Consider the following 13961-nt stretch of genomic DNA (forward strand, 5'->3'; position numbering starts at 1 on the left):
AATGAAGCAAAGCCAGGCGGTTGGGCATCAAGCCTTTCGCCTTCTCGGCATCGTCGTGATCGGGCTGGGTCTGGCGGCCTGTTCCGCCGACATGAATGAACTCCAGCAATGGATGGAACAGCAACGCAAGGACGCCCGGGCCAATATTGTCCCCTTGGTGCCGCCCAAGAAGTTCCTGCCCCAGCCCTATGAAGCCAGTTTGGGTGTCGAGCCCTTCAGCCAGCAAAAGCTCAGCGTGGCGGTAAAGCAGGAAGCTTCCCTGCCCAATTCCTTGTTGGCGGCTGAGATGAAACGGCCGCGTCAGCCTTTGGAGGCCTATCCGCTGGACAGCATGTCCATGGTGGGCAGCATCACGCGCCAAAGCCAGCGCTACGCCTTGCTGCGTGTGGATAACCTGCTCTACCAGGTCAAAGGTGGCGACTACCTGGGTTTGAATTTTGGGCGGGTGATGAAGATCAGCGAAACCGAAATCGGATTGCGAGAAGTCGTCCAGGACGCTGCGGGCGAGTGGATTGAACGCACCAGTACCCTCCAGCTGCAGGAGAAGGGACGATGAAAAATTTCCAGGAGACATCGAGGATGAGCCATTGGCGCAAATGGGCTACGGCCTCGGCCTTCGTTCTGACGGCGCTGGCCATGGTTGCGCCGGCCCAGGCTCAGACGGCCATCCGCTCCATCAATAGCACCCAGCAATCGGGTGTGGAGGTGGTGCGTATCGAACTGAGCCAGCCGCTGACGGAAATTCCGCGCGGCTTCACCGTGCAGACGCCGCCGCGTATCGCGATCGACCTTCCCGGCGTGGTCAATGGCGTCGGGCGCTCGGTGGTGGAAATCAATCAAGGCAATTTGCGCTCGGCCAATATTGCACAGGCTGGCGAGCGTTCGCGGGTGGTGCTGAATCTGCGCACGCCTTCGGGCTACCGCGCCGAGTTGCAGGACAACGCCCTGCTGTTGATTCTTGAAACTGCCGCAGCAGCTCCCCAGGCCGCTAATGAGCCCGTGCATTTCTCGCAAAGTCTCAATGCCGAGGCGCAAGCAATTCGTGACATTGACTTCCGGCGCGGCCAGGACAACTCCGGCCGAGTGATCGTCAATTTGCCGAGCAACCAGGTCGGCGTGGATATCCAGCAGCAAGGTCAGAACTTGGTGGTGGAATTCCTGCGCTCGACCTTGCCGGAGGGCCTGCGTCGCAAGCTAGATGTGGCCGATTTCGGTAGCCCGGTGCAGTCGGTGGTAAGTACCCAGAACGGTGACCGGGTCCGTATGGTCATCGAGCCCAAGGGGGCTTGGGAGCACAGTGCGTACCAGAGTGACAACCAGTTTGTGCTTGAGGTGCGCCACCAGAAACAAGACCCCAACAAGCTGACCACCGGCCCCGGTTACGCCGGCGACAAGTTGTCCTTGAACTTCCAGAACATCGAGGTTCGAGCACTGCTGCAGGTGATCGCCGATTTCACCAACTTCAATGTGGTGACCAGTGACACCGTGACCGGCAGCGTCACCCTGCGCCTCAAGGATGTGCCTTGGGATCAAGCCCTGGACATCATCATGCAGGCCAAGGGCCTGGGTTTGCGCAAATCCGGAAATGTGCTGTGGATCGCGCCCAAGGACGAACTTTCGGCCAAGGAAAAACTCGACCTCGAAGCCAAGGCGCAGATCGCCAACTTGGAGCCGGTGCGTACCCAGTCGATCCAGCTCAATTACACCAAGGCGGAAGAAGTGGCCAAGGGCTTGAGTGGTCAGAATGCGAGCGGCGGCGGAAGCGGAGGACAGAATCCCGCGCGAATCCTTTCGCCGCGCGGCAGTGTGATCTTCGAGACTCGCACCAATCAGTTGTTCGTCACCGACATTCCTTCCAAGCTGGAGGAGATCCTGGCCATGATCGCCAAGATCGACATTCCGGTGCGTCAGGTCTTGATTGAAGCTCGCATTGTTGAGGCTGACGACAAGTTCGGCCGTTCCTTGGGTGTCAAGTTGGGCAGCGCCGATCTGCGCGGGCTCAACGGGGGAATTCCGGGTTATTCAGTCGGCGGCAATAATTACCTGACCTTGGGTGGCAGCTTGAACGGTATCGCCGGACAGACATTGCAACCAGGTGGCAGCGTGGGAGTGGACGGCGCAGGTCGATTCAATACTCAGTTCGTCAATTTGCCGGCCAATGTTTCCTCCGACAGCTTTGGTGGTGCCAATGTCGCGAACTTTGCCTTGTCGCTGTTCAATGCCAGCGCCAACCGTTTCCTGAACCTGGAACTTTCTGCGTTGGAAGCCGACGGCAAGGGCAAGATCGTCTCCAGTCCTCGCGTGATCACTGCCGATCAGGTCAAGGCCTTGATTGAGCAGGGTGAGGAGTTGCCTTACCAAGTGGCCACTTCCAGCGGCGCAACCTCGATTCAGTTCAAGAAGGCTGTGCTGAAGCTGGAAGTCACGCCGCAGATCACGCCGGAAGGCAATGTGATCTTGGATGTGGACGTCAACAAGGACAGCCGCGGCACGCTGACGCCGCAGGGCTACGCCATCAACAACAAGCATGTGAAGACCATGGTTCTGGTCGAGAACGGTGGCACGGTCGTGATCGGCGGCATCTTCACCCAGGATGAACGCGATAGCGAATCCAAGGTGCCTGTGCTGGGCGACATCCCTTATCTGGGGAATTTGTTCAAGAGCAAGAGCCGCACCACCAGCAAGACCGAGCTCTTGATCTTCCTGACCCCCAAGGTGGTCAGTGATCGAGCCACAGTGCGCTGAGGCGTAAGCGATTTCGGGAGAGGCCGCGCGCACGAACGCGGGGCATTGCAGGAGTTTGCAGAAATGAATACATCAATGGGTACCGGTCGCCTGTCATGGCGCCGAATGGCGGGCCGCGCTGCCGCTGTGCTGCTGGCTGCGACTTTGTCAGCTTGTGGCGGAGGTGGCGGCGATTCCGGAAAGTCCGTGTTCGACCCGGGAGCGGGCACTCCTCCGACCACGCCGACCACGCTGACGGATCTGGCCATCGTCGCTGACAAGACCGCAGTGCCGAACTCCGGCTTGGAAAATGTGACTTTCACGATCACCGCGCTGACCACGGGGAATGCAGCGTTGACCGGAGTGGAAACGCCGATCACGGTGGAGGTGGATACTGGGGCCATCGTCACCCCATCGGCCAAGGTCACCGGCAAGGACAACGGCAAGATGACTGCCGTGGTTCAAATCACGGACAAGACCAGTCGTACCGTTAAACTGACTGTCAGTTCGGGAACGATCAAGAAGACTGCCAGCTTCGATGTGGTGGACAGCCTAACCGGCAGCAAGGTGGCTGATCTGCGTATGGTCCTCGACAAGGTGACCATCCCCAACGATGGCACCCAGGCGATGAAACTCACGGTGACTTCGGTTGACGCAGCCAACAGCGCCATCGGCGGCTCGCCGGTCAGTTTGGCTTTGCTGGATTCTTCTGTGGGCGGCTCAGTGGTCAATGCCTTTGGCAAGACTTCAACCGATTCGACCACAGGGCAGCTGACTGCGGATGTCAGCTTGATCACCAAGAAGGTCAATCGCTCGATTTCGGTGCAGGCCACCAGTGGCACGGTGGTGCGGACCATCACTTTTGATGTGATCGAGGCCGTATCTGTGATTCCGAAGGCCAGCGATCTGTCCATCTCTTTGAGCCGCAGCACCGTTGGAAACTCTGGCACTGAACCGGTCGATGTGGTGGTGACGGCAGTCGATAGCTTGCGCAACGCGGTCAGCGGCATCAAGGTGACATTCACCGTGGATAGCAACGCTATCTTGGTTCCGGGCAATCTGACCACGGACTCTTCGGGGCAAGCCAAGGCCTCAGTGCTGGTGGGGGCCGATCATTCGAATCGCACAGTTACGGTGACAGCCACCAGTGATGCTTTGTTGCGTCGCGCTTCGTTCAAGGTGACGGGCGCCAAGTTGCAGGCGCAACTTCTGCCGGCTACCTTGCGCAATGGTGATACTGGCGCCGTCGAGTACACATTGACCGACGTTACAGGCAATCCGATGCCGGATGTGGCTGTGACAGTGGACAGCAGCCAAGGGCCTGCAGTTGCTTGTGTCGGTAAGCCTGCCCCCGCCCCCAGCATCACCGATTTGAAGGGTAAGTATTCCTTTTGTTACAAAGCCACGGGCAGTGGCCCGACTTTGATCAGTGGTTCAGCGGGTGGCGCCTCGGTGAGCAGCACGGTGCAGATCGATGCGACGGTTTCAGATGTGCCGCCTGCTACGACTATTGGTTCAGCGACTTTCACGGCGTCGCCTGGTGTTGTGGCCGTCAATTCGGTGGGCAGCACAGAGAATCGAGCTGAGTTGCGCCTGCTTTTCCGTAGCGACAAGAATGAACCTGTTCCTAATGTTCGCGCTCGCATTGGCTTCGGCAGCAACAACTCTGGTACCGATGGCGAGATCAGTTCGGGCAAGGACAAGATCATCATCTCTGATGCAACTGGCGTTGCCGTGACTAGCTTTGTGGCGGGGCAAAGACCTAGCCCTACCGATCAAGTCAAGATCTATGCGTGTTTCTCCAAGACCGACACTGTGGAGGCTATCAGTGCCTGCCCTCCAGAGCGCCTTCGGACGGTATCTCTGACGGTGGTCGAACAACCTGTGTCAATTTCGATCGGTACCAATGCTCAGATCGGTACGGGTTCAAATAAGTTGACTTACTACCTCGAATTCACTGTCTTGGTCGTCGATTCAGCTGGGAATCCTAAGGCTGACGTGCAGGTAACGCCTTTGATTGATCTCCCGACCTACCTGAAAGGTTTTTGGTGGTACGACGCCGGGCAAAAGAAATGGTTCCAGGTCCTAACTGTGACGCCTGATCGCCCAGAATTGGGATGCTTGAACGAAGACTCCTCCGTGGGCAGAGGTTTCCGAAATGGCACTATTGAAACAGGAGAGGATGTCAATGGTAGCGGGCAGTTGGACCCCAGAAAGTCCGATGTGTCTGTGACCATGATGGGCTCGACAAAAACCAATTCAAGCGGGCTTGCGGTACTTCGAATCGAGTATCCCCAAAACTATGGCAGTTGGGTTGAGTATGCTTTGCGAGTCAGTGCCTCTGGTGTCGTGAGCCCGCCGGCATTCTTCGGACGAATCGCTTCGGAGGGGGATACTGTGGGTACGCTCAAAGGGACAGCCCAGATTACTGGCGTGCCCATTGATGTGGTGAAAAGTGAGGGTGAGCCGCCGTTCAAAGTTAGTCCCTATGGTCGGGACTCGAGTTGCTCCAGCCCTAATTGACCAAGTCTATTTGATGGACAGATCGCCGGTTGTTGCTCTCGTCGGCATGCCCGGCGGTGGTAAGTCCACCGTCGGACGCCAGCTGGCCCGCCAGCTGGGCATGCGCTTCGTCGACACGGATGCAGAAATTGAAGCGCGGATCGGGGAGCCGATCCGCGTTTTTTTTGAGCATTCGGGCGAGGCTGCGTTTCGCGATATCGAGAGCCAGGTTCTTACCGAGTTGCTGACGCGCAGCGGCGAACTGGTGCTTGCCACTGGTGGCGGCATTGTGCTGCGGGAAGCCAACCGGCAGCTTTTGCACGACGCTGCCACGGTTTTGTATTTGCGATCGACGCCGGAGGAGCTGTTTCGGCGCCTGCGCCACGACACCCAACGGCCTTTGCTGCAGGTGCGCGATCCTTTGCAGAAGTTGCGTGAGCTCTATGTTCAGCGCAACCCGCTCTATCGCAGCTGCGCGCACTATGTGCTCGAGACGGGTCGACCTTCGGTTCACGGCCTCGTCAATATGGCTTTGATGCAGCTGGAACTGGCGGGTGTGATTGATCCGTCCCGCGTTGCTGCCACGGTGGGCGCCGAACCCTGTTGAGCTCAGTCGGCCCTTCGGGTCAGCCACCGTACACTTGGCAGATGACTGTTTCGGCCCCTCTTCATTCCGCTGTCCAGTGCGTTTCGATTGCACTTGACCAACGCAGCTACGACATCCATATCGGCCCAGGCTTGCTGAGCTTGGCGGTTTCCTGGCAAGGTCTGCCCAAAGCATCTTGTGCGCTGATCGTCAGCAATGAGGTCGTGGCGCCGCTGTATTTGCAGCGCTTGCAAGCCCAGCTCAGTGCCCACTATGCGCGGGTCGAGTTCGTGCAACTGCCCGATGGCGAGCTGCACAAGGACTGGGCCAGCCTCAATCACATTTTTGATCACTTGCTGGCACGCGCCGCGGACCGCAAGACGGTGTTGTTCGCGCTCGGCGGTGGTGTGATCGGCGATATGACTGGTTTCGCAGCAGCCATCTATATGCGCGGCGTGCCCTTCGTGCAGGTTCCGACGACTCTGCTGGCTCAGGTGGACTCCTCGGTGGGTGGCAAGACGGCTATCAATCATCCGCTAGGCAAGAACATGATCGGGGCCTTCTACCAGCCCGAACGGGTGATCGCCGATCTCGATACCTTGGATACCTTGCCGCAACGCGAGCTGGCGGCTGGCTTGGCCGAAGTCATCAAGTACGGGCCGATTGCCGATGGTGATTTTCTGTCCTGGATCGAAGCCAATCTGGATGCCCTACTGGCGCGCGACAAGTCAGCGTTGGCCTACGCCGTGAAACGCTGCTGTGAGATCAAGGCCTGGGTGGTGGGCCAGGATGAACGCGAGCAAGGTCTGCGGGCCATTCTCAATTTCGGCCACACCTTCGGCCATGCCATCGAGACCGGCATGGGCTACGGGCAATGGCTGCACGGCGAGGCCGTCGGCTGTGGCATGGTCATGGCGGCCGATCTGTCGGTGCGGAAGGGCTTGATGCCCGCAGCTTTTCTGCCCCGCTTGCGCGAGCTGATCGAACGCGCAGGTTTGCCGGTGCGGGCGCCGCGCTTGGGAGCCGAGCGCTATATGGAGCTGATGCGCGTGGACAAAAAGGCCGAGGCTGGCGAGATTCGCTTTGTGCTGATCGAAGCCTTGGGCCGCGCCGGCATGCATTGCGCGCCGGATGCGCTGGTGGCTGAAGTGCTCGCTGCCCATTGCGAATGAGGCCGCCGCTTCGGTCGAGTCGCTGAACGACATAGTCAACCTAGGAATTCAGCGCTCAATGCCACTCGCCCCTTACGCCTGCGACCCTTCGAACAGTCGAGGCCGGCGCCATCCGGAGGCGGCAGCGCCGACCCGCAGTGAGTACCAGCGCGACCGCGATCGCATCATCCACAGCACTGCGTTTCGTCGCTTGGTCTACAAGACTCAGGTCTTCATGAACCATGAGGGCGATCTGTTCCGTACGCGGCTCACACATTCCCTGGAAGTGGCCCAGTTGGGGCGCTCCATGGGGCGAAGCCTGGGACTCGATGAAGATTTGATCGAGGCGATCGCGCTGGCGCACGATCTGGGCCACACGCCTTTTGGTCATGCGGGGCAGGACGTGTTGGACGAATGCATGAAGCCCTACGGCGGCTTTGAGCACAATCTGCAATCGCTGCGCGTGGTGGACAAGCTGGAACTGCGCTACCCCGCTTTCGATGGACTCAATCTCAGTTTCGAGACCCGCGAAGGCATCTTGAAGCATTGCGCACGACGCAATGCAGAACTGCTAGAGGCGGCCGAGCCCGACGGCGTCGCCAGAAGATTCCTACACGGTGGGCAGCCGAGCTTGGAAGCGCAGCTCTGCAACTTGGCCGACGAGGTCGCCTACAACGCCCATGACGTCGATGACGGTGTGCGCTCCGGCCTGCTGACACTTGAACAACTGGAAGAAGTGCCCTTGGTGCACTTCTATTTGCGTGAGGCCTTGATGGAGTATCCGAACCTGGACAGCAAGCGCCTGCTGTTCGAAACGATACGGCGCATGCTCTCGGCGCAGGTCTACGACATCATCGATGCCACTCGGCTGGCCTTGGCGGAAGGCGAGGGCATTGGCAATCTGGCTGCCGTGCGCTCAGCTCCACCGCTGATTCGGTTCAGCCCGGAGATGCGCAAGGCAAGCACCGAGCTCAAACGCTTCTTGTTTGCCAAGCTCTATCGCCACAGCCAAGTCCAGCAAACCCGGCTGCGGGCTGAGCAGGTCTTGCGCGACTTATTTCGTATCTACACCAGCGAATCGGCGCAGCTTCCGCCCGATTTTGCCGGCGCCACCGACGCTCCACGTGCTTGTGCCGACTACATCGCTGGCATGACAGACCGCTTCGCCTTGCGCGAACACCAACGCTTGACGGGCCAGACTCTGTTCTGAGTTGCCGGCGGCTTGGAGCGGGCTCGGTAAAAGGACGGCAGCACCAACTGATGCCATCAATGGATGGTTTCTGTCGCCAGTCCCTAAGAATCCGCTCAAAATAGGGTCAGTGTCATTTAACTCGCCGTTCTTGGAGCAATCACCATGGCTCGCCTCCCACGCTTGCTGCTGCCCGGTCAGCCTCACCACCTGATGTTGCGCGGCAACAACCGCCAGCCCATCGTTCACGCCGATGCGGACCGGCAGCAAGTCTTGGAGTTCCTGCGCGACGGCGCACGCCAGTACAAGGTCGCCATCCATGCTTATGCGCTGATGGACAACCATCTGCATCTGGTGGCTACGCCTGAAGACGAGCAGGGCATCAGCAAGATGATGCAGTCTCTGGGCCGCCGCTATGTTGCATGGTTCAACCACAAGTACGGGCGGACCGGAACCTTGTGGGAAGGGCGCTTCCGTGCCACGGTCATCGACAGCGAACGCTACTTTCTGGCTTGCATGCGCTATGTCGAACTGAACCCGGTGCGCGCCGGGCTCTGTGCTCTGCCGGAAGACTTTCCTTGGTCAAGTTGCGCCAGTCACCTTGGACGGCGTAGTGATGCTTTGCTCAGCGACCACCTCCTGTACTGGACCCTTGGCAACACGCCCTTCGAGAGGGAAATGGCCTATCGCGAACTGTTGATGGAAGGTTGCACGGAAGCCGAGCGCCTCAGCATCACTCAGGCCACGCTGAAGGGCTGGCCATTGGGTTCCAGTGGCTTCCTCCGTGCTCTGGCGGATCAAACGCAGCGTCGCGTGCAGCCGCAAGCCCGAGGTAGGCCGCGAAAGCTGGACGTTACAAGCGAACCATCTGCGCCTTCAATCATCTCGAAAAATTACTCTGACCCTATTTAATTGCTCTGACCCTATTTAATTGAGCGGAGATCAGTTGATTAGATGTAAAACGACTCTGACCCTAATTCTTTTTGCTTGAGGCTTTTGCTGCAGCGCATTAATCTCCGTCTCCGTAACTGAATTACGTCGGAGAGTGCCATGAGCCATAACGCAGCAGACCATCAAGCCGAGATCCAAGATCTGGCCGCCCACGGCATGTACCGGCCGCAAAACGAGAAAGACGCCTGCGGCTTGGGTTTTGTTGCGCACATCAAGGGTCAGAAGGCGCACTCCATCGTTCAGCAGGGTCTGAAAATTCTTGAGAACCTGGACCACCGCGGCGCTGTCGGTGCTGACAAGCTGATGGGCGACGGCGCCGGCATCCTGATCCAGATCCCCGACGAATACTTCCGCGCCGAAATGGCCAAGCAGGGCGTGGAACTGCCGCCCCCTGGCGAGTACGGCGTCGGCATGATCTTCATGCCCAAGGAGCACGCCTCCCGCCTGGCTTGTGAGCAGGAGTTGGCCCGCGCCATCAAGGCCGAGGGTCAGGTTTTGCTGGGCTGGCGCGATGTGCCGGTCGATGCCGAGATGCCCATGTCGCCGACGGTGCGCGATAAAGAGCCCATCATTCGCCAGATTTTCATCGGCCGCGGTCCGGACATCATCGTGCCCGATGCCCTGGAACGTAAGCTCTATGTGATCCGCAAGACCGCGTCGAGCGCCATCCAGGCGCTGCAACTCACGCACAGCCGCGAGTACTACGTGCCCAGCATGAGCTGTCGCACCATCATCTATAAGGGTCTCTTGCTGGCCGATCAGGTGGGCAGCTACTACAAGGACCTGGCCGACCCGCGTGTGGTCTCCGCCATCGCTCTGGTCCACCAGCGCTTTTCCACCAACACCTTCCCCGAGTGGCCCCTGGCCCACCCCTACCGCATGGTCGCCCATAACGGCGAGATCAACACGGTCAAGGGCAACTTCAACTGGATGCGTGCGCGCGAGGGCGTGATGAAGTCGCCGGTGTTGGGTGAAGACCTGAACAAGCTTTACCCGATCAGCTTCGAGCACCAGTCCGACACGGCCACCTTCGATAACGCCCTGGAACTGCTGACCATGGCCGGCTACCCCCTGGCCCATGCCGCCATGATGATGATCCCGGAAGCGTGGGAGCAGCATGAGCACATGGACCTGCGCCGCCGGGCGTTCTACGAGTACCACGCCGCCATGATGGAGCCCTGGGATGGCCCAGCCGCCATGGTCTTCACCGACGGTCGCCAGGTCTGCGCCGCGCTGGACCGCAACGGCCTTCGCCCGGCTCGCTACTGCGTCACCGACGACGACCTGGTCATCTTGGCCTCAGAGTCCGGCGTGCTGCCCGTGCCTGAAAACAAGATTGTCAAGAAGTGGCGTCTGCAGCCCGGCAAGATGTTCCTGATCGACCTGGAGCAGGGCCGCATCATCGATGACGAAGAGCTCAAGAATCAGTACGCCAACGCGCGGCCCTATCGCCAGTGGATCGAGAACGTGCGCGTCAAACTCGACGACATCGAAGTGGCCGATACCTCGGCTGCCAGCTTCAGCGCCAGCCTGCTCGATCGCCAGCAAGCCTTTGGTTTCACGCAGGAGGACATCAAGTTCCTGATGGCGCCCATGGCCGCCACCGGCGAAGAAGCCCTGGGCTCCATGGGCAACGACTCGCCGCTGGCTGTGCTGTCCAGCAAGGACAAGCCGCTGTTCAACTATTTCAAGCAGTTGTTCGCTCAGGTGACCAACCCGCCGATCGACCCGATCCGCGAGGCCATCGTCATGTCGCTCAACAGCTTCATCGGCCCCAAGCCCAATCTGCTGGACATCAACGCGGTCAATCCGCCGATGCGCTTGGAGGTGTCGCAGCCGGTGCTGGATTTCAAGGACATGGCCCGTCTGCGCCAGATCGAGGCCCACACCCATGGCAAGTTCAAGTCCTACGAGCTGGACATCACCTACCCGCTCGCCTGGGGCCACGAGGGTGTGGAGGCGCAACTGGCTTCGCTCTGTGCCGAAGCGGTCGATGCGATCAAGAGCGGCCACAACATCCTCATCATCACCGACCGCGGCCTGAGCGACAGCCATGTGGCGATCCCCGCCTTGCTGGCCCTGTCTGCCATTCACCACCATCTGGTGCGTGAAGGCCGCCGCACGACAGCCGGCCTGGTGGTCGAGACCGGCAGTGCCCGTGAGGTGCACCACTTTGCCGTGTTGGCCGGCTTCGGTGCCGAGGCGGTTCATCCCTACCTGGCCCTGGAAACCCTGGCCGAAATCGCCGCCGGCCTGCCGGGCGCTTTGTCTGCCGACAAGGCCATCTACAACTACATCAAGGGCATCGGCAAGGGCCTGTCTAAGATCATGTCCAAGATGGGCATCTCCACCTATATGTCCTACTGCGGCGCGCAGATCTTTGAGGCCATCGGCTTGAAGTCGGACTTCGTGGAGAAGTACTTCCGCGGCACGCCCACCCAAGTGGGTGGTATCGGCGTGTTCGAGGTGGCGGAAGAGGCCATCCGCCTGCACCGTGCCGCCTTCGGTGACGACCCCGTCCTGCACAGCATGCTGGATGCCGGCGGCGAATACGCCTGGCGTGCCCGCGGCGAAGAACATATGTGGACGCCGGACGCCATTGCCAAGCTGCAGCACAGCGCGCGCAGCGGCAAGTTCGACAGCTACAAGGAATACGCGCAAATCATCAACGACCAAAGCAAGCGCCACATGACGCTGCGCGGCTTGTTCGAGTTCAAGTTCGATCCCAGCAAGGCGATTCCGCTGGACGAAGTCGAGCCTGCGTCCGAGATCGTCAAGCGCTTCGCCACCGGCGCCATGTCCCTGGGCTCCATTTCCACCGAGGCCCATGCCACCCTGGCCGTGGCCATGAACCGCATCGGCGGCAAGAGCAACACCGGCGAAGGTGGCGAGGACCCGGCGCGTTATCGCAACGAGCTCAAAGGCATCAAGATCACGGCCGGCACCAAGGTGTCCGATGTGATCGGCAACAAGGTCATCGCCGTCGACTACGAGCTCAAGGAGGGCGATTCCCTGCGCTCCAAGATCAAGCAGGTGGCCTCGGGCCGCTTCGGTGTCACCACCGAGTACTTGGTCAGCGCCGATCAGATCCAGATCAAGATGGCCCAGGGCGCCAAGCCGGGTGAGGGCGGCCAGCTGCCCGGCGGCAAGGTCAGCGAGTACATCGGCATGCTGCGTTATTCGGTGCCGGGCGTGGGCCTGATTTCGCCGCCGCCGCACCACGACATCTATTCCATCGAGGACCTGGCCCAGCTGATTCACGATCTGAAGAACGTGAATCCCAAGGCGGATGTGTCGGTCAAGCTGGTCTCGGAAGTCGGCGTGGGCACCATCGCCGCCGGCGTCACCAAGGCCAAGGCCGACCACTTGGTCATCGCCGGACATGACGGCGGCACGGGCGCGTCGCCCTGGAGCTCGATCAAGCATGCTGGCACACCCTGGGAGCTGGGCCTGGCTGAGGCGCAGCAAACCCTGGTGCTGAACCGTCTGCGCGGCCGTGTGCGCGTTCAGGCCGACGGCCAGATGAAGACCGGCCGCGATGTGGTCATCGGTGCGCTGCTGGGCGCTGACGAATTCGGCTTTGCCACCGCGCCGCTGGTGGCCGAAGGCTGCATCATGATGCGCAAATGCCACCTCAACACCTGTCCGGTCGGTGTGGCCACGCAAGACCCGCTGCTCCGTGCCAAGTTCACCGGCAAGCCCGAGCATGTGGTGAATTACTTCTTCTTCGTCGCCGAGGAAGCGCGCCAGATCATGGCGCAGCTGGGTCTGCGCAAGTTCGAGGATCTGGTCGGCCGCAGCGATCTGCTGGACACCAAGAAGGGCATCACCCACTGGAAGGCCAAGGGCCTGGACTTCAGCCGGGTCTTCCATCGCCCGGCGCTGGCGGCCGATGTGGCCCGCACGCACGTTGATGTGCAAGACCATGGCTTGGACCGCGCGCTCGATGTGAAGCTCATCGAGAAGTGCCTGCCCGCCTTTGAGAAGGGCGAGAAGGTGCAGTTCATGCAGGAAGTTAGCAATGTGCGCCGCACCGTCGGTGCCATGCTGTCTGGTGAGTTGATCCGCCGCCGTCCTGAGGGCCTGCCCGACCACACCATCTTCATCCAGATGGAGGGCACGGGTGGCCAGAGCTTCGGCGCCTTCCTGGCCCAGGGCATCACCTTCTACTTGATCGGTGACGCCAACGACTACACCGGCAAGGGCTTGTCCGGCGGCCGCGTGGTGGTGCGGCCCAGCATCGATTTCCGTGGTGATGCGACGCAGAACATCATCGTCGGCAACACCGTGCTTTACGGCGCAACGCGCGGCGAGGCCTTCTTCCGCGGCGTGGCGGGTGAGCGCTTTGCGGTGCGGCTCTCGGGTGCCTCGGCCGTGGTCGAGGGCACGGGTGACCATGGCTGCGAGTACATGACCGGCGGCACCGTGGCTGTGCTGGGCAAGACCGGTCGCAATTTCGCCGCTGGCATGAGCGGTGGCATTGCCTATGTGTTCGATGAGGACGGCCAGTTCGCCAAGCGCTGCAATACCAGCATGGTCGCCTTGGACAAGCTGCTGCCTTCGCACGAGCAGGAAGCCACCGTGGATCGCGCCGTCTGGCACCACCTCGGCGACGCGGAGGTGCAGACCGACGAAGCCATTCTCAAGAAGATGTTGGAAGACCACCACCGCTGGACCGGCAGCGCGCGGGCCCGCCACATCCTCGACCACTGGGCCGAATCGCGCGCCAAGTTCGTCAAGGTCTTCCCTCACGAGTACCGCCGAGCGCTGGGCGAGATCCACGCGGCCAAGCAGGCAGCTTCGACCATTGAGCAGGCCAAGGCTCCGGCCAGCGCCAAGCCGGCCGTCAAGGCCTGAG

General features: G+C 60.5%; 8 protein-coding genes. All 8 read left to right on the forward strand.

All coding sequences use genetic code 11. The annotated features are described in order from the left end of the window. The first annotated feature begins 1 nt into the window (after position 1). Positions 2 to 556: a pilus assembly protein PilP gene (locus tag LNV28_RS14390; RefSeq protein WP_263518977.1), complete on the forward strand. Its 555-nt coding sequence runs from the start codon at positions 2 to 4 to the stop codon at positions 554 to 556. A gap of 23 nt (positions 557 to 579) precedes the next feature. Beyond that, positions 580 to 2745 carry a type IV pilus secretin PilQ gene (locus tag LNV28_RS14395; RefSeq protein ID WP_263518975.1) on the forward strand — a complete coding sequence of 722 codons (2166 nt, stop codon included), beginning with the start codon at positions 580 to 582 and terminating at the stop codon, positions 2743 to 2745. A 63-nt stretch (positions 2746 to 2808) separates the two neighbouring features. Then, positions 2809 to 5247 (forward strand): Ig-like domain-containing protein, encoded by a 2439-nt coding sequence (locus LNV28_RS14400; protein WP_263518974.1) that lies wholly within the window; start codon positions 2809 to 2811, stop codon positions 5245 to 5247. Positions 5248 to 5260: 13 nt separating this feature from the next. After that, the gene (locus LNV28_RS14405; RefSeq protein ID WP_263518973.1) at positions 5261 to 5833 is read left to right on the forward strand and encodes a shikimate kinase; all 573 of its coding nucleotides are present in this window, start codon (positions 5261 to 5263) and stop codon (positions 5831 to 5833) included. 41 nt (positions 5834 to 5874) lie between these two features. Next, positions 5875 to 6984 carry a 3-dehydroquinate synthase gene (gene aroB / locus LNV28_RS14410; protein ID WP_263518971.1) on the forward strand — a complete coding sequence of 370 codons (1110 nt, stop codon included), beginning with the start codon at positions 5875 to 5877 and terminating at the stop codon, positions 6982 to 6984. Positions 6985 to 7042: 58 nt separating this feature from the next. Further along, positions 7043 to 8173 carry a deoxyguanosinetriphosphate triphosphohydrolase gene (locus tag LNV28_RS14415; RefSeq protein WP_263518969.1) on the forward strand — a complete coding sequence of 377 codons (1131 nt, stop codon included), beginning with the start codon at positions 7043 to 7045 and terminating at the stop codon, positions 8171 to 8173. A gap of 144 nt (positions 8174 to 8317) precedes the next feature. Then, positions 8318 to 9064, forward strand: a complete 747-nt coding sequence (locus LNV28_RS14420) for a transposase (protein ID WP_263518967.1) — start codon at positions 8318 to 8320, stop codon at positions 9062 to 9064. A gap of 138 nt (positions 9065 to 9202) precedes the next feature. Continuing rightward, positions 9203 to 13960, forward strand: a complete 4758-nt coding sequence (locus LNV28_RS14425) for a glutamate synthase-related protein (protein WP_263518965.1) — start codon at positions 9203 to 9205, stop codon at positions 13958 to 13960. Position 13961 lies beyond the last annotated feature (1 nt).

The sequence above is a fragment of the Paucibacter sp. DJ2R-2 genome (assembly GCF_025717675.1).
Lineage (GTDB): Bacteria > Pseudomonadota > Gammaproteobacteria > Burkholderiales > Burkholderiaceae_C > Paucibacter_A.